Annotated in this window: 22 protein-coding genes; 13 read left to right on the forward strand and 9 right to left on the reverse strand. The window is 73.4% G+C overall.

Features of this window, described 5'->3' with window-relative positions; all coding sequences use genetic code 11:
* Positions 1-77 precede the first annotated feature (77 nt).
* Positions 78-1,943 carry an alpha-L-fucosidase gene (locus tag AB0M28_RS23095; RefSeq protein ID WP_365407960.1) on the reverse strand — a complete coding sequence of 622 codons (1,866 nt, stop codon included), beginning with the start codon at positions 1,941-1,943 and terminating at the stop codon, positions 78-80.
* Between the two features lie 443 nt (positions 1,944-2,386).
* Here AB0M28_RS23095 and AB0M28_RS23100 point away from each other — a divergent pair, with 443 nt between their 5' ends.
* Complete coding sequence (locus AB0M28_RS23100) at positions 2,387-3,241, forward strand: hypothetical protein (protein ID WP_365407963.1); 855 nt, start codon at positions 2,387-2,389, stop codon at positions 3,239-3,241.
* A gap of 46 nt (positions 3,242-3,287) precedes the next feature.
* Here AB0M28_RS23100 and AB0M28_RS23105 read toward each other — a convergent pair whose 3' ends face one another.
* Positions 3,288-4,241 (reverse strand): LysR substrate-binding domain-containing protein, encoded by a 954-nt coding sequence (locus AB0M28_RS23105; protein WP_365407966.1) that lies wholly within the window; start codon positions 4,239-4,241, stop codon positions 3,288-3,290.
* A gap of 27 nt (positions 4,242-4,268) precedes the next feature.
* On the opposite strand from AB0M28_RS23105, the gene AB0M28_RS23110 reads away from it, so the two are divergent.
* The 5 genes from AB0M28_RS23110 to AB0M28_RS23130 all read left to right on the forward strand — a co-directional run bounded on the left by AB0M28_RS23110 (position 4,269) and on the right by AB0M28_RS23130 (position 10,592).
* Complete coding sequence (locus tag AB0M28_RS23110) at positions 4,269-5,285, forward strand: serine hydrolase (RefSeq protein ID WP_365407968.1); 1,017 nt, start codon at positions 4,269-4,271, stop codon at positions 5,283-5,285.
* Between the two features lie 70 nt (positions 5,286-5,355).
* A complete protein-coding gene (locus tag AB0M28_RS23115; RefSeq protein WP_365407971.1) occupies positions 5,356-6,345 on the forward strand; it encodes an MBL fold metallo-hydrolase in 990 nt (329 codons plus the stop codon).
* 136 nt (positions 6,346-6,481) lie between these two features.
* A complete protein-coding gene (locus tag AB0M28_RS23120; RefSeq protein WP_365407974.1) occupies positions 6,482-7,876 on the forward strand; it encodes a class II fumarate hydratase in 1,395 nt (464 codons plus the stop codon).
* A 24-nt stretch (positions 7,877-7,900) separates the two neighbouring features.
* A complete protein-coding gene (locus tag AB0M28_RS23125) occupies positions 7,901-8,590 on the forward strand; it encodes a DUF402 domain-containing protein (RefSeq protein WP_365407977.1) in 690 nt (229 codons plus the stop codon).
* 133 nt (positions 8,591-8,723) lie between these two features.
* Complete coding sequence (locus AB0M28_RS23130) at positions 8,724-10,592, forward strand: SpoIIE family protein phosphatase (protein WP_365407980.1); 1,869 nt, start codon at positions 8,724-8,726, stop codon at positions 10,590-10,592.
* A 30-nt stretch (positions 10,593-10,622) separates the two neighbouring features.
* Here AB0M28_RS23130 and AB0M28_RS23135 read toward each other — a convergent pair whose 3' ends face one another.
* Positions 10,623-11,789, reverse strand: coding sequence for a hypothetical protein (locus AB0M28_RS23135; protein WP_365407983.1), 1,167 nt, complete (start codon positions 11,787-11,789; stop codon positions 10,623-10,625).
* A 20-nt stretch (positions 11,790-11,809) separates the two neighbouring features.
* A complete protein-coding gene (locus AB0M28_RS23140; RefSeq protein WP_365407986.1) occupies positions 11,810-12,634 on the reverse strand; it encodes a hypothetical protein in 825 nt (274 codons plus the stop codon).
* Positions 12,635-12,925: 291 nt separating this feature from the next.
* Between AB0M28_RS23140 and AB0M28_RS23145 the strand changes: the two genes are divergently transcribed.
* Together AB0M28_RS23145 and AB0M28_RS23150 are read left to right on the forward strand one after the other, a co-directional pair.
* Positions 12,926-13,855 carry an SPFH domain-containing protein gene (locus AB0M28_RS23145; RefSeq protein ID WP_365407989.1) on the forward strand — a complete coding sequence of 310 codons (930 nt, stop codon included), beginning with the start codon at positions 12,926-12,928 and terminating at the stop codon, positions 13,853-13,855.
* Complete coding sequence (locus AB0M28_RS23150; protein ID WP_365407992.1) at positions 13,852-14,094, forward strand: hypothetical protein; 243 nt, start codon at positions 13,852-13,854, stop codon at positions 14,092-14,094. The genes AB0M28_RS23145 and AB0M28_RS23150 overlap by 4 nt, the downstream gene beginning before the upstream one ends.
* Before the next feature lie 20 nt (positions 14,095-14,114).
* Here the strand turns inward: AB0M28_RS23150 and AB0M28_RS23155 are convergent, their stop codons facing one another.
* From AB0M28_RS23155 to AB0M28_RS23170, 4 genes are all read right to left on the reverse strand, one after another.
* Complete coding sequence (locus AB0M28_RS23155; protein WP_365407995.1) at positions 14,115-16,385, reverse strand: FtsX-like permease family protein; 2,271 nt, start codon at positions 16,383-16,385, stop codon at positions 14,115-14,117.
* The gene (locus AB0M28_RS23160; RefSeq protein WP_365407998.1) at positions 16,382-17,068 is read right to left on the reverse strand and encodes an ABC transporter ATP-binding protein; all 687 of its coding nucleotides are present in this window, start codon (positions 17,066-17,068) and stop codon (positions 16,382-16,384) included. The genes AB0M28_RS23155 and AB0M28_RS23160 overlap by 4 nt, the downstream gene beginning before the upstream one ends.
* Positions 17,065-17,589 (reverse strand): PadR family transcriptional regulator, encoded by a 525-nt coding sequence (locus AB0M28_RS23165; RefSeq protein ID WP_365408001.1) that lies wholly within the window; start codon positions 17,587-17,589, stop codon positions 17,065-17,067. Before AB0M28_RS23165 ends, AB0M28_RS23160 begins: the two co-directional genes overlap by 4 nt.
* Before the next feature lie 100 nt (positions 17,590-17,689).
* On the reverse strand, positions 17,690-18,643 hold the full coding sequence (locus tag AB0M28_RS23170) for a hydrogen peroxide-inducible genes activator (protein WP_365408004.1): 954 nt from the start codon (positions 18,641-18,643) through the stop codon (positions 17,690-17,692).
* A gap of 96 nt (positions 18,644-18,739) precedes the next feature.
* On the opposite strand from AB0M28_RS23170, the gene AB0M28_RS23175 reads away from it, so the two are divergent.
* The 4 genes from AB0M28_RS23175 (at position 18,740) to AB0M28_RS23190 (ending at position 20,955) form a co-directional block, all read left to right on the forward strand.
* A complete protein-coding gene (locus AB0M28_RS23175) occupies positions 18,740-19,150 on the forward strand; it encodes a recombinase family protein (protein WP_365408007.1) in 411 nt (136 codons plus the stop codon).
* Between the two features lie 134 nt (positions 19,151-19,284).
* Entirely contained in the window at positions 19,285-19,803 is a 519-nt protein-coding gene (locus tag AB0M28_RS23180) for a zinc ribbon domain-containing protein (RefSeq protein ID WP_365408031.1), read from the forward strand.
* 57 nt (positions 19,804-19,860) lie between these two features.
* Complete coding sequence (locus AB0M28_RS23185; RefSeq protein WP_365408010.1) at positions 19,861-20,415, forward strand: peroxiredoxin; 555 nt, start codon at positions 19,861-19,863, stop codon at positions 20,413-20,415.
* 6 nt (positions 20,416-20,421) lie between these two features.
* Positions 20,422-20,955 (forward strand): alkyl hydroperoxide reductase, encoded by a 534-nt coding sequence (locus AB0M28_RS23190; RefSeq protein ID WP_365408013.1) that lies wholly within the window; start codon positions 20,422-20,424, stop codon positions 20,953-20,955.
* A gap of 104 nt (positions 20,956-21,059) precedes the next feature.
* On the opposite strand, the gene AB0M28_RS23195 is transcribed toward AB0M28_RS23190, so the two are convergent.
* On the reverse strand, positions 21,060-22,451 hold the full coding sequence (locus tag AB0M28_RS23195; protein WP_365408016.1) for an AI-2E family transporter: 1,392 nt from the start codon (positions 22,449-22,451) through the stop codon (positions 21,060-21,062).
* A gap of 180 nt (positions 22,452-22,631) precedes the next feature.
* On the opposite strand from AB0M28_RS23195, the gene AB0M28_RS23200 reads away from it, so the two are divergent.
* Positions 22,632-24,692, forward strand: a complete 2,061-nt coding sequence (locus AB0M28_RS23200; protein WP_365408019.1) for an MDR family MFS transporter — start codon at positions 22,632-22,634, stop codon at positions 24,690-24,692.
* Positions 24,693-24,820 lie beyond the last annotated feature (128 nt).

A 24,820-nucleotide genomic window follows, 5' to 3' on the forward strand; every position in this document is an offset into this window, starting at 1 on the left:
GCGACCACGCACAGAGCCCCCGGCGGACGCCGGGGGCTCTGTGCGTTCGGTCGCCGTAAGCCCCGGTGGGCCCGCGGTCAGGCGGCCGGCGGCACGTAGCGGAACAGCCCGAGTTCGCGGACGCGCGGTACGGCCCGGGAACCGGTGATCCGGAGCCGGACGCGGGTCGTCGTCACCGGCGCGGTCAGCGCCAGGATGCGGCGGAATCCGATGGTGGTGCCGGAGGCGACGGCAGCCCACGCACCGGAGCCCTCGTCCCACGCCTCCACCGTGAACGCCTCCACGCGCTGCCCCTCCTCGATCCGCTCGGCCAGCCGAATCCGGTCGAAGGTGCGGGCCTCGGGCAGAGCCAGCTCCGCGGTGCCGGTGACGTCGCCGCCGTCCGGGGACCAGGCGGTGTCCGCGCGCCCGTCGTTGAGCCCGGGGGCCCCGCTCGCTCCGGCGGCGAGGTCCGCTCCGTCTGCGTCGTAGGTGGCGGCCAGGGACGCGCCCAGCCCGGCCAGGGAGGCGACGTCCGCGTCGGGGATCCGGCCGTCGGTCGCCGGGGGCGCGTTGAGCAGCAGCAGGGAGTTGCGGCCAGCGGACATCTCGTACAGGCGGGTGAGCTGGGCGGCGGTCTTGGGCTGCTGGTCCGCGCGCCAGAACCAGTTGGGCCGGATCGAGACGTCGCACTCGGCCGGGTACCACATGAGATAGCGCGTGTAAGGGCTGTTGATCACCGTCCGCGAACCCATGTCGGCGCTCGCCGAGCTGCCCGCCACCATCCCGACGCCGTTCTGCGGGTCGCGGCTGAGCGGGATGACGCTCCACTCCGTCGTACGGGCGGTGCCCGACTCGTTGCCGACCCACCGCAGCCCCTGCGGGCCGGTCCAGATCAGGGTGTCCGGGGAGAGCGCCTGGATGAGGGCGTGGATCGCGCCGCGGTCGTAGGTCTGGGTGATGCCGGAGGCGCTCCAGGGGTTGGCGTTGTCCAGCCAGATCTCGTCGAGCTTGCCGTACTCGGTCAGCAGTTCGTACAGCTGGTTGAGGTAGTACGCGTTGTAGTCGTCGACGGTGAAGGTGAACGACGGCAGCCGGCCGGAGGCGACGTCGTCGGCCCGGTCGTCGCCCGGCACGAGGGTGGGGATCGTCCGGGCCACCGGTGCGCTGCCGTTGCCGTAGCGGCCCGCGCCGGACGGGGTGCGGCCGGCGTCCGCGAGCGTGGACTTCTCCCCGGCGCCGAGCGACTGCCCGGCCGCCGCCTTGGCCTTGATCTGCTCCGTGTACCCCACATGCCAGGCGTGCGGGAGTTCCGCGCCGTCGGCCGGGGACAGGTAGACGCCGACGCGCAGCCCGGCGGCGCGCATCGAGTTCACGTACTGGCGCAGGACGTCGCGGCGCGGGTTGACCGGGCCGGCCTCACGGGCCTGCCAGTACGCGGAGGGGTCGGCGTCACGGGCGGCCTCGGCGGCCTGCCGCTCGGGGCCCTCCGGGGTGCCTTCGCGCAGCCACCAGGGGCTGGCGATGACCGAGTGGTTGGTGTAGCGGGTGGGGTAGAGGACGAAACCGTCGTGGTGCTTGGCGGTGAAGAGCGCGAGCGTGGCCCCGGAGGCGCGATAGGTCTCCGCCCACTGGTCGGTGTCGACGGCGGTGGGGGCGAACCAGCGCGGGTCCTCGCAGCCGGAGCCCCACTCGCGGGCCGTGAAGGTGTTGACGCCGTAGTGGGTGAACAGCGTCACGCCGCGCCGCTGCCAGGCGAGTTGGGCACCGGTGGGTGCCACGCTCGCGGCCTTGGCCAGCCGCTGCTCGGGGGTGTCCCCCGGCAGGACGGGCACCAGCGCCGGCCCACCCGGGGTGACGGCGGCCGCTCGGCCGGCGCCGGCCGTCAGCGGCAGCGCCATGCCGGCCGCGGTGGCCAGGGCGGCGGTGAGAACCGCGCGGCGGGACGGGGTGAATGAGTTCACGATGGCTCGCAATCAGGATTCGGATGAGTCGGCCGGACCGTGCCGAGTACCGGCGACCCGCAGAAGTCGGCGAAGCACTTCCTATACGAATCTGCCTCGCGGCGGTAGGGGTTCGTAGGCACGGATTGCCGCGGCACCCAGTCGGCGCGCTCGGCGCCAGGGCTCGCGAGACGGGGCACCAAGGCGTATCAACAGCGGTTTTCGCTGGAACACAGGCCCGGATGCATGGAGTCTCGGAGCCCGCCGACGTCCGGCCTTGACGCGGCGGCCCACCTCCCGCAGCATCACGAGAAGCAGAATCCTATTTGATCTGAGCGGAGCGGGTCGATCGGACGTGGCGAGCCGGGAGGACGCACAGCGGGGGCACAGGGTGGGGCCAGGTGGGGCACAGGACGCGCTCCTAGCGTGCGGAGCACACACCCGCGTAACCGTGAAGGAGCCACATGCACGACGACGACCTCCCCGTGGGCCGGATCCTCAGCCGGCGGCGCGCACTCGCCCTGCTGGGCGCCGCCGGTGCCACCGCCGCCGTGGGCGGCACCGTGTTCGCCACGTCCTCCGCCAGCGCGGAGGAGTCGACCGCCGCCGCGGACGTCGTGGCGAAGCCGGAGATGACCGAGGGCCCGTACTACGTCGACGAGGGCCTGAAGCGCTCCGACATCCGCACGGACACCTCCGACGGCACGGCCGTCGACGGCACGCGGCTCGACCTCGCGCTGATCGTCTCCCGGATCGCGGGCAAGACGGTCACCCCGCTGCCCGACGCCACGGTCGACATCTGGCACTGCGACGCGAGCGGCATCTACTCCGACATCGCCTCCGAGGGCACGGAGGGCCACGACTTCCTGCGCGGCTACCAGGTCACCAACAGCGGCGGCCTGGTGCGCTTCACGACGGTCCTGCCCGGCTGGTACCAGGGCCGGACGGTGCACATCCACGTGAAGGTCCAGACGACGGGCACGGACGGCAACGCCTACGAGTTCACCTCGCAGCTGTACCTCCCCGAGGACTTCAAGACGGCGTACCTGGCGACCGATCCGTACGCCGCGAAGGGCACGCCGGACACCACGAACGACAGCGACATGCACTACGCCGACATCGGCGACCAGATGCTGCTGCAGCCGACGAGGAACGGCGACGGCTACAAGGCGACCTTCCGGATCGGGCTGGACCTGTCCGACACGGCCGTCGCCGCCGACGACTCCTTCAGCCAGGGCGGCGGCCCCGGCCCCGGTGGTGGCGGCACCCCGCCCGACGGCCCGCCGCCGAGCGGCTCGCCGACCCCGCCCGCCGCCTAGGCGCCCCAACCGCCCGCGCAGGCACGGTTGCTGCCGCGTAGGAGCGCTACTCGAACACCACCGTCCACGGCCGTTCCCCCTCCTCGGGCGGGCCGTGGACGGTGGCCGTGTCCGCGCCCCCCAGGACGCACGTCGCCAGCGCGGCGAAGGCCGCCGCGGCGCGATGCCCCGGCCCGCCGGCCGGCCACGCGCCGGTGAGGCGGCGTACCAGCGGCCGGCCGGCGAGCGGACGCCAGCTCACCCGGGGCTCCTTGCGGGCCACCGGCCCCTCGTCGAACGCCACCGCGTGCCCGGCCGTGACGAGGGCGAGCAGGAACTCCGGGTTCGCCGCGTGCCGGATCCGGGGCGGCGCGAAGCCCGCGTCGCGGCAGACGGCGAGGATGCCGTCGTACCAGCCGGGGGCGTGCGACCGGGGGAAGAGGGCCAGTTCGGATCCGGCCAGGTCCGCGAGGGTGAGGTCAGGCAGCCGGACGAGGGGCGAGGTGCGCGGCAGCACCGCCCCGAGCGGCGCCTCGGCGGGCGGGCCGAGCGACAGCCCGGTGGTGTCCGCGGGCTGGTGGAGCACGCCCGCGTCGAGGCCGCCGGAGTGCAGCAGCCTGATCTGCTCCTCGGTGGTCAGCTCCTGCAGGTCCACGTCCACGCCCGGCAGTTCCCGCCCGCACGCGTCCATCAGCGCGGCCAGCGCGCCCGCTCCCGCGGACGGCGGCACCCCGGCCCGCAGCGTGCCCAGCGCGCCCCGTCCGGCGCGGCGAGCGACGGCGCGCAACCGGTCCTCACGGGCGAGGAGTTGCCGGATCTCGTCGATGACCACGGCGCCGCCGGGCGTGATCCGGATCTGCCGGCGCGAGCGGTCGAACAGCTCGACGCCCAGCTCCTTCTCCACCCGTCGTACGGCCTGACTGACCGGGGGCTGCGCCATGGTGAGCCGCCGCGCGGCCCGCCCGAAGTGCAGCTCGTCGGCGACGGCGACGACAATACGCAGGTGGCGAAGGAGATCCACGCTCAGGACCTTACGTGAGGGGGCCGCATGGAACACCAGGGCGAGAGGACACCCGCCGGGCAGCGGACACCCGCCGCACGGCGCCCACCGGAGACGCCACCCGGGAGGGCATCCGCCGCCCGGCGCATCCGTGACACCCTCCACGCCGCGGGCGCGGACGCCCAGTTGCACGCCGTCCCCGTGCAGGGGCCGCCCGGACCGGAGGTCGGTGTACGGGCGGACGAGCCCGCCGTCATCGCCTCGCTGGTGAAGATCCTGCTGGCGCTCGAGTTCGCCCGCCAGTGCGCCGCCGGCCAGCTCGACCCCCGCGAGCGCGTACGGGTGACCGCGCGGGACCGCCTGGGCGGCTGGGGCACGTCGGGCTGCGCGGACGACGTCGAGCTGTCGCTGCGCGATCTGGCCCACTTCGCGCTGTCGGTGAGCGACAACGCCGCCGCCGACGTGCTGTTCGACCGGGTGGGCGTGGACACCGTCCGCCTGCTCGCCGCGGAGCTGGGACTGACCGGCGTACGGCTGACCGGCGGCCCACGGGCGATCCTGCGGGGCATGCTCGCCGACGTGGGCGCCGCCACGGAAGCCGAGTTCCCCGCCCGCTACCGCGCGCTGTCGGACGAGCGCAAGGCGGCCCTGGGCTGTCTGGACCCGGCGCGCACCAACGCCGCGACCCCGCGCGACATCACGAGGCTGCTGCGGCTGGTCTGGCGGGACGAGGCCGGTCCGCCGCAGGCGTGCGCGCAGGTGCGTGAGCTGATGGGCCGGCAGGTCTTCCGGCACCGGCTGGTCTCCGGTTTCCCGCCGGACGTGCGGATCGCCGCCAAGACCGGCACCCTGCCGGGGCTGCACATCGAGGCGGGCGTGGCGCGATGTGCGGACGGCCGGGAGTACGCCGTGGCGGTGTTCGCCCGTACGCGCACGCCCTCCGCCTGGCTGCCCGCGGTGGACGCCGCGATCGGTACGGCGGGGCGCCTGGCCGTGGAGGAGCTCCACGGGCGCCCGCTGCACGCGGAAGCCGACGCCGGCAGCCCCGCCGACCTGCTCCGATAGCCTTACGCCTATGGCTGGTTGGGCGATCCGGTCTTGGACGCGGGCGTGCGGGCCCTGTTGTGATGCCCGTATGGCAAAGATCGACAATTCCCGCCGAAACGTCCTCCGCGGCCTCGCCGTCGGCGCCGCCGTACCCCTGATCCCGGCCGCGCAGTCCGCCGCCGCGGCCGCCCCCCGAGCACCGTCCGGCCCCCGCCCGCTGGACGCCGGCTCCGCCTCGCTGCGCTGGCTCGGTACGACGGGCTGGCGGATCGACACCGGCGGCCGGACGGTGCTCGTCGACCCGTACCTCACCCGCTTCGAGACGGGCCTGTTCCAGGGCGCGTTCGACCCCGCCACGCCGATCGCGGCGACCGATCCCGCGCTGGCGGAGGAGTTCGCGGGCGAGGCCGCGCTGATCCTGGTGACCCACGCGCACTGGGACCACATCGCCGACGTGCCGTATCTCGCGAAGCTCACCGGCGCCCGGGTCGTCGGCACCGAGACCACCCGGCATCTGCTGGTCTCCTGGGGTGTGGACCCCGGGCAGATCTCGGTCGTCCGGGGCGGTGAGGTGCTGGACTTCGGCGACGGGCTGGTCGTGGAGGTGGCGGCGAGCCTGCACAGCCGCAACAAGAGCTGGTCGTACTTCGCGCCGGGCACGCTCACCGCGCCGCCGGCCGCACCGCCCGCCACCATCTCCGACCTGCCGGAGGGCGACACGCTGGCGTTCCTGGTACGGGCGGGCGAGCACGGGCCGTCCTGCTTCCTGATGGGCGCCAGCGACTTCGAGGAGCGGGCGGTGCGCGGGATGCGCCCCGACGTGGCGATGATCGCCGCCCAGTCCAGCGCCTCGACCCACCGCTACGTGCCGCGGCTGATGGACGCCCTCGGCAACCCGGGCGTGGTGGTCCCGGTGCACTGGGACAACTTCGAGACGCCGCTGCGCGGCCCGGTGGTCCCGGATCCGGTGATGAACCTGACCGGGCTCGTCGACCAGGTCCGCCGGCTGTCCCCGGACACCCGGGTGGTGCTGCCGGACTACCGGACGGTGTACGGGGGCGATCTGCGGGCGGTGTGAGGCGCGGTCGTGCCTGCCCGCCGCGGGTGGGCCGGGCGAGGCGCGTCGGCCGCGGGAAGTGCGGCCCGGTCCGGCGCGCCCGCAGCGGGAACACGTCAGGGGTCGGGGACGCTGATCCCCTCAGGAGGTCGATGACGTGAACAGCGACAGCGCATGGCGGACCGAGCACGACTCGATGGGCGAGGTGCGGGTGCCCGCGCACGCCAAGTGGCGGGCGCAGACCCAGCGGGCCGTGGAGAACTTCCCCGTCTCCGGCAGCCGCCTCGAGCGCACCCACATCGAGGCCCTGGCCCGTGTCAAGGCGGCCGCGGCGAAGGTGAACGCCGAGCTCGGCGTACTGGACAAGGACCTGGCGGCGGCGATCCAGGAGGCGGCCGAGGAGGTGGCCCGCGGCGACTGGGACGAGCACTTCCCGGTGGACGTCTTCCAGACCGGCTCGGGCACCTCGTCGAACATGAACACCAACGAGGTGATCGCCACCCTCGCCACCGAGAAGCTGGGCAGCCCGGTCCACCCCAACGACCACGTCAACGCCAGCCAGTCCTCCAACGACGTCTTCCCCTCCTCCATCCACATCGCCGCCACCTCGGCCGTCGTCCACGACCTCATCCCCGCGCTCACCCACCTCGCGGAGTCCCTGGAGCGCAAGGCGGAGGAGTTCGCGGAGGTCGTGAAGTCGGGGCGGACGCATCTGATGGACGCGACGCCCGTGACGCTGGGCCAGGAGTTCGGCGGTTACGCCGCGCAGGTCCGGCACGGCGTCGAGCGGCTGCTCGTCTCGCTCCCCCGGCTGGCCGAGCTGCCGCTGGGCGGTACGGCGGTGGGGACCGGGATCAACACCCCGCCCGGTTTCTCCGCCGCCGTGATCGCCGAGGTGGCGCGGGCGACGGAGCTGCCGCTCACCGAGGCCCGCGACCACTTCGAGGCGCAGGGCGCGCGCGACGGACTGGTGGAGACCTCGGGCCAGCTGCGCACGATCGCCGTGAGCCTGACGAAGATCGCCAACGATCTGCGCTGGATGGCCTCCGGCCCGCGCACGGGCCTGGCCGAGATCAGCCTCCCGGATCTGCAGCCCGGCTCCTCGATCATGCCGGGCAAGGTCAACCCGGTGATCCCGGAGGCGGTGCTGATGGTCGCCGCGCAGGTCGTCGGCAACGACGCGACGGTCGCCTGGGCCGGCGCGGCGGGGAACTTCGAACTCAACGTGATGCTGCCGGTGCTCGGCCGCAACGTCCTGGAGTCGGTCCGCCTCCTCGCGACCGCCTCGCGCCTGCTCGCCGACCGCACGGTCGACGGCATCACGGCGAACGCCGACCGGGCACGGGAGTACGCCGAGTCCTCGCCGTCGGTGGTCACCCCGCTGAACCGGTACCTAGGGTACGAGGAGGCGGCGAAGGTCGCCAAGAAGTCCCTCGCCGAGCGGAGGACGATCCGCGAGGTGGTGCTGGAGGGCGGTTACGTCGAACGCGGACTGCTCACGGAGGCCCAGCTGGACGAGGCCCTGGACGTGCTGCGGATGACCCGGCCGTAGGCACCCGCCCTCTACCATCGGGGGATGACCACGACGGACACCCCATCAGAAAACGGGCGAACCGGGCCCGCTTCCTGGGCGCCCGGGGACCAGATCCTCTGGCGCTACCGCGGCAACGGCACGGACCACGTGCACATCTGCCGGCCGGTGACCGTCGTACGCGACGACGCGGAGCAGCTCGCGGTGTGGATGGCGCCGGGCACCGAGTGCGTACGCCCGGTGATGCTGGACGGTACGCCGCTGCACCGCGAGCCGCTCGCCACGCGCTATACCAAACCGCGGCGGACGGCTCGCTCCCAGTGGTTCGGTACCGGGGTGCTCAAGCTGGCCCGGCCCGGGCAACCATGGTCGGTATGGCTGTTCTGGGAGCGGGACTGGCGGTTCAAGAACTGGTACGTCAACCTCGAGGAGCCGCTGCGCCGGTGGTCCGGCGGGGTGGACTCGGAGGACCACTTCCTGGACATCTCCGTCCATCCGGACCGCAGCTGGCACTGGCGGGACGAGGACGAGTTCGCCCAGGCCCAGCTCGTGGGCCTGGTGACGGCGGAGCAGGCGCGCGAGGTGCGCCGGGCGGGCCGGGCGGCGGTCGCGGAGATCCGCGCCTGGAACGCCCCGTTCGCGGACGGCTGGGAGGATTGGCGCCCCGATCCCGCCTGGCCGGTTCCGGCGCTTCCGGCGGACTGGGACCGTACTCCGGCGCACGCGAGTTCATGAGCCTCTTGATGCGCCCCCGTCCCTCAAACGTAGGATCGTCATCCACACTGCTTTGACAGCAACTCGCTTGGTGCGACGACAATTTGCCGGGGTCCCGTCCGGGACCCCGGGGCTGACGGACGGGTAGCGAATCGTGACGGAGCGCGAGGAAGGGGCGGCGGCCCTGCGGTCGGGCAGGCCTGACGGCGGATCCGCGGATCCCGGCGGCAGTCGCCGCCCCGAGCCGCCGGCACCGCGCACGGCCCCGGACGACACACGGCCGCGGCCGCAGCACGTCGACACGGACGGCTCGGCCGATCCGTCCCCGGGACTTCCGGGCCGGGCGGCCCCGGTACCGGTGGCGCCCGGCCCGGATCCGGGTTCGGCGCGGCTGCGTTTCGTCGGCGCGGCGACGCGGCGGATCGCCCGGGGCATCGACCTCGAGGAGATCGTGCTCGGGCTGTGCCGGTCGGTGGTGCCGGCGTTCGCCGACGCGATCCTGGTCTATCTGCGCGATCCGCTCCCCGTGGGCGACGAGCAGCCCGTCGAGCCGTTCCAGCTGCGGCTGCGGCGCAGCGACCTGGACGCGGCGGCTCCCGGCGTCCCGCCGCTGCCGGGGCCGGCGGACCTGGTCGAGGTGGCGCACATGGGCGCCCTGTCGGAGGTGCTGCGCGGGGTGCGGCCGGTGTTCGGCGACACCCTCGCCGCGCGCGGCGCGCTCTCGGAGCTGCTCGGCAAGGGCACCACGCCGCCGCCCGGGCGCCGGTCGATCATCGCGCCGCTGCGCGGACGGCGGCGGGTGACGGGTGTGGTCGTCCTGCTGCGGGGCGCCGAGCGGGAGCCGTACGAGCGCGACGATCTGCTGGTCTCCGCCCAGCTCGCCACGCACACCGCGCTCGGCATCGACAAGGCGGTCATCTACCGCCGCGAGGCGTACATCTCCAACGAGCTGCAGCGCACGATGCTGCCCGAGTCCCTCCCCCAGCCCACCGGCGTACGCCTGGCCAGCCGCTATCTGCCCGCCGCGGAGTCGGCGCGGGTGGGCGGCGACTGGTACGACGCGATCCCGCTGCCCGGCAGCCGGGTGGCGCTCGTCGTCGGCGACGTGATGGGGCACTCCGTCACCTCCGCCGCGATCATGGGCCAGCTGCGCACCGCGACGCAGACCCTCGCGGGCCTGGACCTGCCGCCGCAGGAGGTGCTGCACCACCTCGACGAGCAGGCGCAGCGCCTCGGCGAGGAGCGGATGGCGACCTGCCTGTACGCCGTGTACGACCCGATCGCCTCCCGCCTGACGCTCGCCAACGCCGGCCATCCGCCGCCGGTGCTCCTGGGCCAGGACGGCACGTGCCAGGTGCTGCACGTCCCGCCGGGCGCGCCCATCGGGGTCGGCGGCACGGTGTTCGAGCCGGTGGAGCTCGACGTACCGCCGGGCTCCACGCTGATGCTGTACACCGACGGTCTGGTGGAGTCGCGGCTGTGCGACGTGTCGACGGGCATCGAGCGTCTGCGCGCCCGGCTGGCCGCCACGGCGGCGCTCACGGGCCCCGGCCATCCGCCGCCGCTGGAGCCGCTGTGCGACGAGGTGCTGGACGTCCTCGACCCGGGCACCCGGGACGACGACATCGCGCTGCTGGCCGCCCGGCTCGACGGAATCGCGCCCAGCTCGGCCGCGCAGTGGCAGCTGGACCCGCGGACGTCCGCGCCGCGCGAGGCCCGGCGCCACGCGCGCGCGGCGCTGGCGGGCTGGGGTCTGGACGACCTCTCCGACGCCGTCGAGCTGCTGGTCAGCGAGGTCGTCACGAACGCCATCCGCTACGCACGCCGCCCGGTCACGCTCCGCCTGGTGCACACCGACCGGGTGCGCTGCGAGGTCGTCGACGACGTCCCGCAGCTCCCGCGCCTGCGCCGCGCGGGCCCGGCGGACGAGGGCGGGCGCGGGATGTTCCTCGTCAACCGGGTGGCGCGCGACTGGGGGGCGGAGCGGCTGAGCGCGGGGAAGGTCGTCTGGTTCGAGATCTGAGGGGGCCGACGGGGGTCTGACCGCGGCCTGTCAGCACCCCCGCGGCAGCGGCGGCAGGTCCTCCGCCGGTACGACCTGGATCACCGGCGCCGTGCCCTTGTCCGCGTAGGAGACGCCCAGCGCGCCGTCGCGGGCCGTGGCGTAGCCGTACTGCGGGGTGAGTCGCGTGTACGTGCGGGAGCGGAGGTCCAGCGCGTACGCCGCCTCCGTCGTACGCCAGGTGACGAGGTCGCCGCCGACGCGGACCTGGTCCGCGTTCACCGCCCCGGCGTCCCGCACCAGCGCCAGCGGCTCGGGCCAGCCCTCCTGCCACACGTACAGCCGCGGCTGCTCCCCCGCGATCCAGGCCCAGGTCCGGCCGTCCGACGCGGCCGAGCGGATGTCGCGCAGCGCCGCGACGGGCCCGGGCAGCTCCGCCGGCTTCAGGGTGTCCATCGCCACCGCGGCCAGCCGCACCTGCCGCCCCTGTGCGTCGCCCTGCGGCCACACCAGCAGCCCGCCCGCGGCGAACGGCGTGTCCACCACGCCCGCGTACAGCCGCCGCGGCTTCTCCTCCGCCACGTCGCGCGCGTACACGGCCGCCTTGCCGCCGCCCGTGCCCTGCGCCCAGAACACGCGCCCGGCGCGGATCACCGGGCTGATCAGCGGCCCGGGCACGGCCTGCCCGTCCGCGCCGGTCGCCGCCTGCGCGACGAGCCGCTCGGTGCCGGTCTCGCGGTCCCAGGCCCACAGCTCCCAGGGGCTCTGCAGCTGGGTGCCCTTGACCAGGTCGTACGCCAGCCAGCGCCCGTCGAAGTCGGCGGTGTCGACCTGGTGTTGGGCGGGGTCGTCGAGCACGCGGACGACGGTCCGCCCGCCGTCCCCCTCGCCCTCGGCCAGCACCAGCTCGCGCTTGCTGTCGCCCGTGGACTGCAGCACGGTCCATGCCGCTCCCGGTCCGACCTCGGCGAGCGTCTGGCCCGTCCCGTCGTCGGGGGGCTCGATCTCCCCGTCGGCCAGGGCCTGTTGCCAGGCGCGGGGCAGCCCGACCGCGCACGCCTGCGCCGCGGTGGGCGGCCCCGCGGCGGAGCCGGGCGAGGCGGAGCCCGCGGACTTCGTACGCTGCTCCGGGGGCTCGCCGTCGGAGCCCCCGGACGTACAGCCGGTGAGGACGAGGGCGGCCGTCAGCAGGACGGCCGCCGTGTGTCGCTTGTTCACTCCGGTCACGTGCCCCGATGTCACCAGACGTATCCGCGCCCGCCCATGATCGTCGTAATCGTGTCGGAGGAGATCGTCGCCGTCTTCGGCACGCTCGCCGCCCAGGAGATGATGCTCGTCGACACGCCGCCGACCGGGTCGCGGTACTGGACCTGGGTGGCGCCGTCGTCGCTGTGGCCGTCGATGGACACCCAGTGGAAGATCTCCCGGTTCGGGTGGCCGACGAGGTGCGGACCGCCGACGACCTCCCAGGCGTTGCCGGCGATGGCGTAGTCGTAGTCGACGTTGTGGGTGATGTGGTCGCGGAAGTTGGCCTTGTCGGTGGCCGTCGGGGTGTACGGGAGGGCCTTGGGGACGTAGCCGGCGTAGGTGATGCGGTAGTTGAGGACGTCGACCATGGGGTAGCCGGTGGGGTTCGGGACGTCGGCGTTGACGCCGTACCAGGCCGTGCCGGCGGTGGTGGTGTTCAGCTGGTCGCCGGCGGTGGTCTGGGAGCGGCCGGCGACCTCGTCGTGGGCGGACTGGGTGATGACGAGGGTGGCGGGGCCGCAGTAGTACGAGTTGATCTGCGACTGGTGGAGGGCGCCCGCGCTGAGGATGGCGAGCGTGCCGGCGCCGCTCTTGCGGGACTTGCCGGCGGCGCCCTTCGCGGCGGCGGACTTCTCGGCGATGAGCGTCCGCTGGGCGTCGGTGAGCTGCTGCGGGGGGAGGGTGTCGTGGGCGGCCTTGTACGCGCCGACGGGGTCGGCGGGCTGCGGGGCGGCCGCCTGCGCGGGGACGGTGAGGGCCGCCGCGAGGAGGAGGGCGCCGGTCAGGGCGCGCGTGAGCAGGGTGCCTCTGGTCATCGGTCACTCCGGTGGTCCGTGGGGAAACGCACGGGACTGTTGACGCCGGCGGCTGCTCCCGCGGGCGGGCTGTATCGATTCTGCGGGCGCGGGGCGGGCGGCGGGAAGACCGCCTGACAGGTTCTCGTCACATCCTCCAGGCTGATCCGCCGGTGGGAGCGCGGCGGTGCAGTTGTCCATACCTCTGGGGGCGGGCTCCGGACTTCCCCAGCGCCCGCCGACCGCGTAAAGTGATATCACTTTGATAGGCGAGCCCGGCCGCCCGCCGGGGAAACAGGGGGAGTGACCGCCATGACCACCCACCACCAGAGCACCGACGACGTACCCGCCATGCCCGCCTCTCCCGTCCGTGAGGCCCGCGCCCGCAACGTCGGCGGCGGGGTCGCGCTGCTGCTCGGGCTGCTCGGGTTCCTGGTCGGCGGCGGTGGCGTCGCGGCCGGGATCGTCGCCGGCGGGCCCGGCGGTGTGGCCGTCGCCGTCGTGGGCGGGCTGCTCGCGCTCGTGTCCGTCTTCTGCATGGCCGGGCTGAACATGGTCGCCCCCGGCGAGGCCCGCGTCGTGCAGCTCTTCGGGCGGTACGTCGGCACCGTGCGCGAGGACGGGCTGCGCTGGGTGAACCCGCTCACCGAGCGGACCAAGGTCTCCACCCGCGTGCGCAACCACGAGACCGCCGCGCTCAAGGTCAACGACGCCTACGGCAACCCGATCGAGCTCGCGGCCGTCGTCGTCTGGCACGTCGAGGACACCGCCAAGGCCAGCTTCGCGGTCGACGACTTCGTCGAGTTCGTCGCCACCCAGGCCGACAGCGCCGTCCGGCACATCGCCCTGGAGTACCCGTACGACGCGCACGACGAGGACGAACTCTCCCTGCGCAGCAACGCGGAGGAGATCACCGAGAAGCTGTCCGCCGAGCTCTCCGCCCGCGTCGAGGCGGCCGGCGTACGGATCGTCGAGTCGCGCTTCACGCATCTCGCGTACGCTCCGGAGATCGCCTCCGCGATGCTGCAGCGCCAGCAGGCGGGCGCGGTGGTCGCCGCGCGGCGGCTGATCGTCGACGGTGCCGTGGGCATGGTCGAGGCGGCGCTGGCCCGGCTGACCCAGCAGGACGTCGTGGAGCTGGACGAGGAGCGCAAGGCGGCCATGGTGAGCAATCTGATGGTGGTGCTGTGCGGTGACCGCGCCCCGCAGCCGGTGATCAACACGGGGTCCCTGTACCAGTGAGCGATACGCCCACGGACGGCGACGGCGGCAGCGGCCGTACGGCGAGGGCCGCCCGCAAGCAGGTGCTGCTGCGGCTCGACCCGGTGGTCCACGACGCGCTCGCGCGCTGGGCCGCCGACGAGCTGCGCAGCACCAACGCGCAGATCGACTATCTGCTGCGCCAGGCCCTGAAGTCGGCCGGCCGCCTGCCGTCGGACGCCCGCCCCCACCCCCGTCGGGGGCGGCCGCCCAAACCGTGACGGCGGTACGCGCCCGCCGGCTACTCCGCCCGCAGCCCCTCCGGCCGCATCAGCCGGCCCAGCGCGGGCAGCGCCAGCACCGCCACCAGCAGCGTCACTGCCGCGCCCGCGCCGGCGAGGGCCAGCAGGTCGGCCACGTGCAGCCGTACCGGCTGCTCCCCCACGACGAGCAGCAGGCTGCCCAGCCCCACCCCCGTGACCGTGGCCACCGCGAGCCCGACGGCCAGCGGGTACGCCGTCTGCCACAGCACCGACAGCGCGAGCGTCCGGCGCCGCGCGCCGAAGGCGGCGAGCACCGCGAGCGGCGGCCCCGCCTGCCGCAACTGGTCGCAGACCGTGACCAGTACGCCCCCACCGATGACCAGCAGCAGCCCGACGGCACCGAGCAGCACCGCCGTACGGATGTCGGCGAAGTCCTTGCGGAACTCGGGCAGCCGCTCGGAGCGCAGCTCCGCCTGGGGGTCGTACCGCAGGGCGACGGTCGCCGCCCGCTCGGCGGCGCCCGGATCGGCGGGGTCGAAGCGCAGGGCGACGGTCGTCCGCAGCGCGGTGCCGCGCAGGTCGACGGCGGACGGCGTGAAGTAGAGCACCTCGCGCCAGTTAGGGCTGTCCCCGTCGGGGATCGTGCCGGGCGTGTCGAGCAGCCGTACGTCGTCGGGGATCCGCACCCGCACCGGCCCGTCCGTCCCCACGAGACGGATCGGCAGGCCGGGCTTGAGCAAGTCCTGGTACACCGGCGCGAGGAACGCGTCGCCGTCCTCGCACGGCCCGCGGTGGCCGGTGTGCCGGCGCAGGGTGGGGCAGTCGGCGACGACGGCCTCCACGTCGCCGCCGAGGGGCTCGACTCCCGTGACGGTGGCCTTGGTGGCCCCGTCGGCCTCCCGTACGCCGCGCGTGCCGCGCAGGGCCTCGATGAGGGCCGCCGACCGCGGGTGGTCCGCGGCGCGGGCCGCGACGCCGAGGTCGGGCAGCCGGGCCTCGCCGGAGCGGTCCTGGGTGTACTCGGCCTGCACGCTCGCCAGCAGCATCTGCAGCGCGATGGCCCCGGCCACCGCCACGGCCACGCCGCTGACCGTCCGCGCCGCCGCCCCGCTGCCCGCCTGCAGCCGGCGCGCCGCCAACTGCCAGCTGAGCGGCCCCCGGTGCAGCCCCCGCACCGTCCGCTCGACCAGCCACGGCAGCAGCAGGACGGCGCCCACCGGCAGCAGGGCCACCCCCGCGCCCACCCGGGCGTTGCCCATCGGCCCCGCCGGGGCGAGCGCCACCAGCCCGGCGGCGGGCAGCACCAGCCGCGGCCACAGCCTGCGCGCCGGCACGCCCCCTTCCCGTACCACCCCGAGCGGCTCGACGAGCACACCACGCAGCGCGAACACGGTGACCGCCACGGCCGCGACGGGCACGGCGACACCCACGAACACGGCGAACACCGGATGCGGCGCCACGTCGGCGGGGAACACGCTCTGCCCCTGGACGACGACCAGCCCCGCCCACCGCCGTAGCAGCAGGAAGATCCCGAGCCCCGCCACCAGCCCGCCGACCGCGCCGAGCAGCGACTCCCCGGCCGCGATCCGCCGGGTGGCGGCGGCGTCCGCGCCGGACAGACGCAGCGCCGCGAGCCGCCGGTCACGCTGGTCGCCGCCGAAGCGGACCGCGGTGGCCACGAACACGGCGACGGGCAGCAGCAGCACGATCACCGCGACGAGGACGAGCAGGAGCAGCAGCGGCTCCGTCTCGGCGAAGGACGACGCCCTCGGGACCCCGAAGCCGGACACGTGCCGCACCCGCTCGCCGTAGCGGCCGACGTCGGACACACCCTCGTAGAAGGCGAGTTCCTGCGGGCCGCCGAGGCCCTCGTCGCCGATCGTGCCGACGACAGTGCGGCCGGTGAAGCGCAGCCGCAGCAGCGAGCCGCCGGAGGAGTCCAGCAGCCGCTCCAGCGCCGGGGAGGCCACGACCTCCCCCGGCCCCGGCACCGCGGTCAGGCCCGGCGGCAGGGGCGCTTCCGGGCCGTCCGGGTGCAGCAGCCGGCCGCGGACCTCGCGGCCCAGATACGTCCGGTCGGCCGGGACGACGGCCGTGGTGTCCGGCCCCGGGGCGGCCGTCCGGGCCACCTCGCGGGCGGACACCCGGTCGGCGTGCCGGTCGACGATCGCGGGGATCGACGCGGCGATCAGCAGCGTCGCCACGCCCAGCCCGATCCCGAGGGCGCTCAGCAGCGTCCGCGTCCAGCCCTGGCGCCCGCCGCCGGCCGCGAGCCGTACGCCGAGGCCCAGTTCGCGCGCCCACCTCATGACGCCGGCTCCATGCTGCGCGTACGGCCGTCGCGGACGACGACCTCGCGGTCGGCGTACGCGGCGACACGCGCCTCGTGCGTGACGAGGACGACCGCGGCGGCCGACTCGCGGGCGGCGTCGGTCAGCAGCCGCATCACCCGCTCGCCGTTGAGGGAGTCCAGCGCGCCGGTCGGCTCGTCGGCGAACACCACGCGCGGGCCGGTGACCAACGCGCGGGCCACGGCGACGCGTTGCCCCTGGCCGCCGGAGACGTCGCCGGGCCGTTTGCCGGCTATGTCGTCGACCTCCAGCCGCGCCAGCCACTCCCCGGCCTTCGCCTCGGCGTCCTTGCGCCGTGATCCGCCGAGCCTGAGCGGCAGGGCGACGTTCTCCCCGCACGTCAGCTCGGGCACCAGCCGGCCGAACTGGAACACGAACCCGAACGCGCCGCGCCGCAGGGCGCTGCGCTCGCGGTCCGACAGCGCGTTCAGTTCCCGGCCGTCGCACGTGACGGTGCCTTCGTCGGCGCGGACGATGCCCGCCAGGCAGTGCAGCAGCGTCGACTTGCCCGACCCCGAGGGCCCCATCACGGCGACCACCTCGCCGGGGCGGATGGCGAAGCCGGCCCCGGCGAGAGCCGTGGTCGGCCCGAAGGCCTTGTGCAGACCGGTCGCGTGGAGCAGCGGCGGGGCGGTGGTCATGAGCGCACCCGCTTCCCCAACTCGTCCAGCCGCGCCGTCGTCAGCTCCAGCCAGCGCAGGTCGGCCTCCAGATGGAACAGCGCGTGGTCGCAGATCAGCTGGTCGGCCAGATCGCCGTCCGCCTTGCGCCTCGTGAGTTCGCGCATCAGGCGCAGATGGGCGCCGCGCTGGGTGTCCAGCAGTTCGGCGGCGTCGCGGCGGGTGAGCAGGGCGAGGACGACCTTGGTGTAGAGGGCCGACTGCAGATACGGCTCGGGCTTCTCCGGCTGCCCGAGCCAGCGCTCCACGTCGGTGACGCCCGCGTCGGTGATCGCGTACCGCTTGCGGTCGGGGCCGCCGCCCGGCTCGACGCCGGCGGTCTCCACGAGGCCGTTCTTCAGCAGCCGGGCCATCGTGGCGTACACCTGGCCGTACGCGAGGGGGCGGTCCTGGCCGAAGGTGTCGTCGTAGGACCGCTTGAGGTCGTAGCCGTGGCGGGGGCGGGACTCCAGAAGCCCGAGGAGGGCGTGGGCGATGGACATGGGTCGGTTATACACCCGGTGTATACGCGCGGTGTATAGCTGGATTCGCTTTTACGCCGATGTGCGTAGGGCGTGCTGCGATGCCTGCGCCGGCGGCCGCTCAGGACGCCCGTACCGGCAGCCGCCCCAGCGCCTCCCGCAGCGCCCGGGCCAGCGCCTCGAACTCCGCCTCGCGCGCCGCGCCCTCCCGCGCCACGAGCGCGATCCGCCGCGACGGCGCGGGCTCGGCGAACTCCCCCGTCGCCAGCCGCTCCGCCCGCCCCGTCTCCACCTTGAGCGCGGTCCGGGGCAGCAGCGTCACCCCGAGCCCGCCCGCCACGAGCTGCACCAGGGTCGACAGCCCCGCCGCGGTCGTCGTCACCGAGGCGCCGCGGCACAGCTCCAGCGCCTGGTCGCGCAGGCAGTGCCCCTCGTCGAGCAGCAGCAGCTCCTCCTGCCGCAGCGCGTCGTGGGCGATGCCCCGCCGCCCGGCCAGGGTGTGCCCCGGCGGCATGACCAGTACGAAGTCCTCCTCGAACAGGTCCAGTTCGCGCAGCCCCGGCACACCCAGGGGCACGGCGAGCAGCAGCAGGTCCAGCCGCCCCTGCAGCAGTCCGTCGACCAGCGACGGGGTCTGCTCCTCGTGCACCTGCAGCTCCAGCTCCGGGAAGTCCCGCCGTACGACGTCCAGCACGGTCGGCAGCAGATACGGCGCCACGGTCGGGATCACCCCGAGCCGCACCACCCCGGTGAACGGCGCCCGCGCGGACTCCGCCTCCGCCACCAGCTCCGCGACCCCCTCCAGCACGGCCCGCGCCCGCACCGCGATCCGCTCCCCGGCGGGCGTGAGCAGCACCCGCCGCCGGGTCCGCTCCAGCAGCCGCACGCCGAGGGCCTCCTCCAGCGCGGACACGGCACCGGAGAGGGCGGGCTGGCTCATCCCGATCGAGGCCGCGGCGTCGCGGAAGTGGAGCTGCTCGGCCACCGCGGAGAAGGCCCGCAACTGAGCGAGCGTCGGGGGCTTGCCCACGGCGATGACGTCCTCCGGAAACTTCCTCGACAGCAGGTCGGACACTCGAAACCCCGCTCCCCCCTGATCGTCAGGCATATCAGCCGACCGCACCCGAGGGGCTGGGGCACTTCCATGGTCACTGTAGGCATCTACGCACGCATGTCGGCCGACGACCCGGAGGGCGTGGACCGCCGGCGCCGCGACTGCACGGAGCTCGCGGCTGCGCGCGGGTGGGTGGTGGGCAAGGTGTACGTGGACAACGACGCGTCGGCGTACAAGGAGCGGCGCGTGCGGCCGGGTTTCGAGGAGCTGCTCGAGGACCTGGGCAACGAGGCGCTGGACGGCGTGGTCACGTCCGACCTGGATCGTGTCGCGCGCCGGCCGCTGGACCTCGAGCGACTGATCGATGTCTACGAGCGGTCATCCGCCCCCCTCGTCTTCGCCACTCTGGAGGAGGAACTGGTCGCGCCGTCCGTTCGGCTGGAACAGCGACGGTCGGACGGTGAACGAGTTCGAGGCGGGCCTCATCCGCAAGGCGTACCTGGACATCCACCGTGCGAGACCGTCTGATCAACCCTCGCTTGTGCGGCTATCGCGCATACGTCCCCCAGTCGACCAGAGACAGCCTCGGGACGCGGGTCTCGCTGCCCGATCATCTTGTGCTCCAGGACGGAAGCCCTGTGACGGGCGACTGGGATCCCATCGTGTCGGTCACCGACTGGGAGCGCGTTGTATCCGTTCTCTCCGACCGCCGAAAGAGCCGGCAGGCGCTGCCGCATCCCACGCGCATCCGTCACCTGCTGTCGGGGATCGCCCGCTGCGGCCTCTGCGGGAATCGACTGCGCCCCAACCCGTACATCGTCGGCAGCCCGTCTGCCCTCAAGTACGGGCACCGCTATCAGTGCCGGGCCTCGGACGGCGGCTGCGGCGGAATCTCACGCGTCGGCCCGCCTGTGGACGAGTTGGTCGAAGCAGCCTTCCTTCGGAATACGGCTCAGCCTCCGCCTCCGTCCGACGCGCTCCCGTTCCGGCAGAGCTCCGATCCGGTCTCCCGCACAGCCGTGCGCGCAGCAGAGGCCCGCCGCCGGAAGCAGACGGCCGAGCTGGCCGCGGCGGTGCGCGCCTGGCCCGGTCTGCCGGCCCCTCCAGGTCTGATAGGGCGTTTCGATCAACAAGCCCCGTTTGATCGATTTCCGCAGACTAGCCGCCCTGTGAAAGCCTGAGGCACACCTAGATCCAAGGAAGGCCGCAAACCGGCCTTCCACCCCAAGGAGAAGCGCGTGCTCACTGTCGGTGACCAGTTCCCCACCTTCGAACTGACCGCCTGCGTCGATCTCGACCCGGACAATGCGTTCCAGCAGATCACCCACAAGTCCTACGAGGGCTCGTGGAAGATCGTTTTCGCGTGGCCCAAGGACTGGACATTCGTGTGCCCGACCGAGATCGCCGCGTTCGGCAAGCTGAACTCCGAGTTCACCGACCGTGACGCCCAGGTGCTCGGCTTCTCCGTCGACAACGAGTTCAGCCACCACGCCTGGCGCAAGCACCACCCCGACCTGCACGACCTGCCGTTCCCGATGATGGCCGACGTCAAGCGGGAGCTCAGCTCCGACCTCGGCATCCTCGGCGAGGACGGGGTCGCCCAGCGCGCCGTCTTCATCGTCGACCCGAACAACGAGATCCAGTTCTCCATGGTCACCGCCGGCTCCGTCGGCCGTAACCCCAAGGAGGTCCTGCGGGTCCTCGACGCCCTGCAGACCGACGAGCTGTGCCCCTGCAACTGGACCAAGGGCGAGGACACCCTCGACGCGGTCAAGCTGCTGGCCGGGGAGTAGAGAGCGATGGCCCTCGACGAGCTGAAGTCCGCGATACCGGACTACGCCAAGGACCTGCGGCTGAACCTCGGGTCCGTGATCGGCAACAGCGAGCTGCCGCAGCAGCAGCTGTGGGGCACCGTGCTGGCCTGCGCCATCGCGAGCCGCTCGGCGATCGTGCTGCGTGAGCTGGAGCCGGAGGCGAAGGCGAACCTGTCCCCCGAGGCGTACACCGCCGCCAAGTCGGCCGCGGCCGTCATGGCGATGAACAACGTCTTCTACCGCACGCGCCACCTGCTCTCCGACCCGGAGTACGGCACGCTGCGCGCCGGTCTGCGGATGAACGTCATCGGCAACCCCGGTGTGGAGAAGGTCGACTTCGAGCTGTGGTCGCTCGCCGTCTCCGCGGTGAACGGCTGCGGCCAGTGCCTGGACTCGCACGAGCAGGTGCTGCGCAAGGCGGGCGTGGACCGCGAGACGGTCCAGGAGGCGTTCAAGATCGCCTCGGTGCTGCAGGCCGTGGGCACCGTTCTGGACGCGGAGGCGACGCTGGCGCAGTGACGCCGCGGGCTGATCGTTCGCGGTCGGGCGTGGAGCAGACAGACGGCGGCCGGTGTGGATGCGATTCCACACCGGCCGCCGTCTGCTGTCGTCGCGTAGGGCCGTTACTGGTCCCGGTCAGCCGCGCCGTCCGCGGGGCTGTCCGGACCGTCCGACGGCCCGCCCGGCCCGTCCTCGGGCCCGCCGGCCGGGCCCGGCACCGGGCCTCCCGCCGGTGACACCTGCAGGAGCGTCGCCCCGTGCGGCCCGGGCGGCGCCGCGCCCTGCCGGGCCAGCTGCTCCCTGTGGTACGCCCGCAGGTAGCCGACGGCGGTGTTGACCACGGCGACCAGCGGTACGGCGACGACCGCGCCGGCGATCCCGGCGATCAGCGTGCCGGCGGCGACGGCGAGCACCACGGCCAGCGGATGGACGCGGACCATCCGGCCGAGGATGAACGGCTGCAGCACGTGGCCTTCGATCTGCTGGACCAGCAGCACCACTCCGAGCGCGAGCAGCGCGATGACGAGCCCGTTGGTGACGAAGGCGATGACGACGGCCACGCATCCGGACACGAGCGCGCCGACGATCGGGATGAACGCGAAGAGGAACACGAGCACGCCCAGCGGCACCGCGAGCGGCACGTCGAGCAGGAAGAGCCCGAGCCCGATGAACACGGCGTCGACGAGGGCCACCAGCACGGTGCCCCGTACATAGCCGGTGAGGGTGGCCCACACCCGGGGGCCGGCGCCGGCGACGGCGGCCCGCGCGGCGCCCGGGACGAAGTTCAGCGTCCACTTCCAGATCCGCTTGCCGTCGTACAGCAGGAAGATCGTGGTGAACGCGGCGACGGCGGCGCCGGAGAGGAACTCGATGAAGTAGCTGACGCCCTCGAAGCCCTTGGCGGTCAGCTCGCTGGTGTTCTCGCCGAGCCAGTTGCTGAGGTTGTCGGCGACGTCGTTGATCTGCTCCTCGCTGACCTTGAACGGGCCCTCGGTCAGCCACTTCCGCCCGTCCTCGATGGCGTGCTGCACCTTGTTGGTGAGCTGGTCGGCGTTCTCCATCACCTGCCAGGTGACGAACCAGCCGATGAGGCCGATGGCGACGAAGCCGCCGAGCACGGTGAGCGCGGTGGCCAGGCCGCGGGGCAGTCCGGCCCGGTTGAGCCGGGAGACGGTGGGCTGCAGCAGCGCGGTGATCAGCAGTCCGGCGGAGAACGCGATGATCACCAGGCTGATCATGCTGACGACCTTCATCAGGACGTACAGCACCCCGGCGAAGACGAGCAGCCGCCAGCCGGCTTCGGCGGCGACGCGCATCCCCCAGGGGATGGCCAGCGCCGGCTCGGGCCTCGCCCCGGGTGGCGGCGGGGCGGGCGGCGGCGGTTCGTCGGCAGGCGGCGGGGTGTCCGGGCCGGTGAGCTCCGCCTCCCGGCGTTCGGCGGCCTCGCGGCGCCGCTGGGCGAAGCGTGCGGCCCGCTCGCCCATCCCGTCCAGCCAGTCGGACATCTTCGGCATTCGTCCCTACCCCATGTGAGCAGGGGGCCCACCCCTGCGCCTGCGTCAGAGCCCGACCGTACACCGCGCGGGCGACGCGGCTCATGAGGGTTGTCGGCGTCGTGCGGGCGGGATGTCGCGGCGGCACCCGCGCGGGCCTGCGCGGATGCGGGGTGCGGGGGGTCGTGTGACGCTGCGGGAATGACCACGACTGCCGAGGAGGAGGCGGGCACCGCCGGCCCGCCCGAACTGGACAGACGCCGCCGCAACGTCATCTTCGTCACGATCATGCTCGGCATGCTGCTGGCCGCCCTCGACCAGACGATCGTCGGCACGGCGCTGCCGACGATCGTCTCGGACCTCGGCGGCGCGGCTCATATGTCGTGGGTCGTGACGTCGTACCTCCTGGCGGAGACGGTCGCGACCGTGCTGGTCGGCAAGTTCGGCGACCTGTTCGGCCGCAAGCTGGTCTTCCAGGTCTCGGCGATCATCTTCATCACCGGTTCGTTCCTGTGCGGCCTGTCCACGAACATGACGCTGCTGATCGTCTGGCGCGGTCTGCAGGGCGTCGGCGCGGGCGGTCTGATGGTGACGTCGATGGCGCTGATCGCGGACGTCATCCCGCTGCGGGAGCGCGGCAAGTACCAGGGCGCGATCGGCGCGGTCTTCGGCGTCGCCACGGTCATCGGCCCGCTGCTGGGCGGTCTGTTCACCGACCATCTCTCCTGGCGCTGGGCGTTCTACGTCAACGTCCCCATCGCGATCGTCGTGGTGGTGGCCGCCGCGCGGACGATCCCGGTGGTGCGCTCGGCGGCCCGCCCGGTGATCGACTATCTGGGCATCGCGCTGGTGGCGGTGGGCGCGAGCGCGCTGATCCTGGCGACGAGTTGGGGCGGCAACGAGTACGCGTGGACCTCGGGCGTCATCATCGGCCTGTTCGCGGCGGGCGTGGTGGCGCTGGCGCTGTTCTGCTGGGCGGAGACGCGGGCGGCGGAACCGATGCTGCCGATGCGCCTGTTCGGCAATCCGGTCTTCACCGTGTGCTCGCTCCTCAGCTTCATCGTGGGGTTCGCGATGCTGGGCGCGATGACGTTCCTGCCGACGTATCTGCAGTACGTGGACGGCGATTCGGCGACGGTGTCGGGCGTGCGTACGCTCCCGATGGTGATCGGGCTGCTCCTGGCCTCGGTCTACTCCGGCAACGTGGTCAGCAAGACCGGCCGCTACCGGATCTTCCCGATCATCGGCTCCCTCGTCATGGCGATCGGCCTCTACCTCCTCTCCCTCATGGGCCCGGAGACCAGCGCCTGGCTGGAGTCGCTGTACATGTTCGTGCTGGGCACGGGCATCGGCCTGTGCATGCAGGTGCTGACGATCGCGGTGCAGAACACGGTCGTCTACGCCGATCTCGGCACGGCCACGTCGGGCGTCACGTTCTTCCGCACGCTCGGCAGTTCCTTCGGTACGGCGGTCTTCGGCACGATCTACACCAACTCCCTGAAGCCGAACCTGACGCAGGGCGTACAGGAGGCCGCCCAGGCGGGTACGGGCCTGGACCCGGCGGCGCTGGCGCGGGCCGCGCAGAGCCCGCAGGGTGTGCACGGGCTGCCGGAGGCGGCGCGTATCCCGGTGGTCGAGGCGTACGCGGACACCCTCCAGACGGTCTTCCTGTGGACGGTGCCGGTCGCGGCGGTCGGCTTCCTGGTCGCCCTGTTCCTGAAGGAGGTCCAGCTCCGCGACAGCGCCCGGATGGGCTCCTCCGACATGGGCGAGGGCTTCGCCCAGCCCTCGGACGGCGACTCGGCCCGCCTCCTGGAACGCACGGTGGGCAAACTCTTCGCGACCGCCGACCAGGACACGGCCCGCCTCATCCACGGCACGTCGGGCACGGCCCTGGACTACGCGGGCGCGTGGGCGGTCATGCAGGTGGAGCTCCTCACCCGTACGGTGGGCCACGCCAACCTGGACCTGGTCGCGGCCCGCCGCCGCGTGCCCCCGGAGGTCCTGGCCCCGGTCTTCGACCGCATGGTCGCCGAGGGCTACCTCACGGCGTACGACTCGTTCTACTCGCACACGGACTCAGGCACGCGGGAGGCCGCGCTGATCAGCGCGGCCTGGGGCGACTGGCTCAGACACCGAGTGGAGGAAGCCCTCGGCGAACCCCCACAGGCGGACCTCCGCGCAGCAGTGGACAACATCGCCAAACGCCTCCTGGCAGAGGACCTCTCCCAGGGCCTCCCGGCGGCGAGGGTGGGTTCGTAGCCCGCTATGAAGCCCGGCCGGCGTTTGAGGCCGAGGCGCGCAGCGCCGATCAGGGGGCAAGGGGGCGGAGCCCCCAGGCGGGAGGCGCGGGCCGCACGAAACGAGGACGGGGGCCCGGGGGCAGAGCC

Origin of the sequence: Streptomyces sp. NPDC051940 (assembly GCF_040680895.1) — a bacterium.
Classification (GTDB): Bacteria; Actinomycetota; Actinomycetes; order Streptomycetales; family Streptomycetaceae; genus Streptomyces.

What these genes read in the sequence shown, in the direction of transcription:
- AB0M28_RS23115 (WP_365407971.1), top strand. Translation starts at nt 5,356, where the DNA reads ATGGCAAAGATCGACAATTCCCGCCGAAACGTCCTCCGCGGCCTCGCC.
- AB0M28_RS23145 (WP_365407989.1), top strand. Translation starts at nt 12,926, where the DNA reads ATGACCACCCACCACCAGAGCACCGACGACGTACCCGCCATGCCCGCC.
- AB0M28_RS23140 (WP_365407986.1), bottom strand. Translation starts at nt 12,634, where the DNA reads ATGACCAGAGGCACCCTGCTCACGCGCGCCCTGACCGGCGCCCTCCTC.
- AB0M28_RS23110 (WP_365407968.1), top strand. Translation starts at nt 4,269, where the DNA reads ATGGAACACCAGGGCGAGAGGACACCCGCCGGGCAGCGGACACCCGCC.
- AB0M28_RS23195 (WP_365408016.1), bottom strand. Translation starts at nt 22,451, where the DNA reads ATGCCGAAGATGTCCGACTGGCTGGACGGGATGGGCGAGCGGGCCGCA.
- AB0M28_RS23175 (WP_365408007.1), top strand. Translation starts at nt 18,740, where the DNA reads ATGTCGGCCGACGACCCGGAGGGCGTGGACCGCCGGCGCCGCGACTGC.
- AB0M28_RS23155 (WP_365407995.1), bottom strand. Translation starts at nt 16,385, where the DNA reads ATGAGGTGGGCGCGCGAACTGGGCCTCGGCGTACGGCTCGCGGCCGGC.
- AB0M28_RS23160 (WP_365407998.1), bottom strand. Translation starts at nt 17,068, where the DNA reads ATGACCACCGCCCCGCCGCTGCTCCACGCGACCGGTCTGCACAAGGCC.
- AB0M28_RS23165 (WP_365408001.1), bottom strand. Translation starts at nt 17,589, where the DNA reads ATGTCCATCGCCCACGCCCTCCTCGGGCTTCTGGAGTCCCGCCCCCGC.
- AB0M28_RS23190 (WP_365408013.1), top strand. Translation starts at nt 20,422, where the DNA reads ATGGCCCTCGACGAGCTGAAGTCCGCGATACCGGACTACGCCAAGGAC.
- AB0M28_RS23200 (WP_365408019.1), top strand. Translation starts at nt 22,632, where the DNA reads ATGACCACGACTGCCGAGGAGGAGGCGGGCACCGCCGGCCCGCCCGAA.
- AB0M28_RS23100 (WP_365407963.1), top strand. Translation starts at nt 2,387, where the DNA reads ATGCACGACGACGACCTCCCCGTGGGCCGGATCCTCAGCCGGCGGCGC.
- AB0M28_RS23125 (WP_365407977.1), top strand. Translation starts at nt 7,901, where the DNA reads ATGACCACGACGGACACCCCATCAGAAAACGGGCGAACCGGGCCCGCT.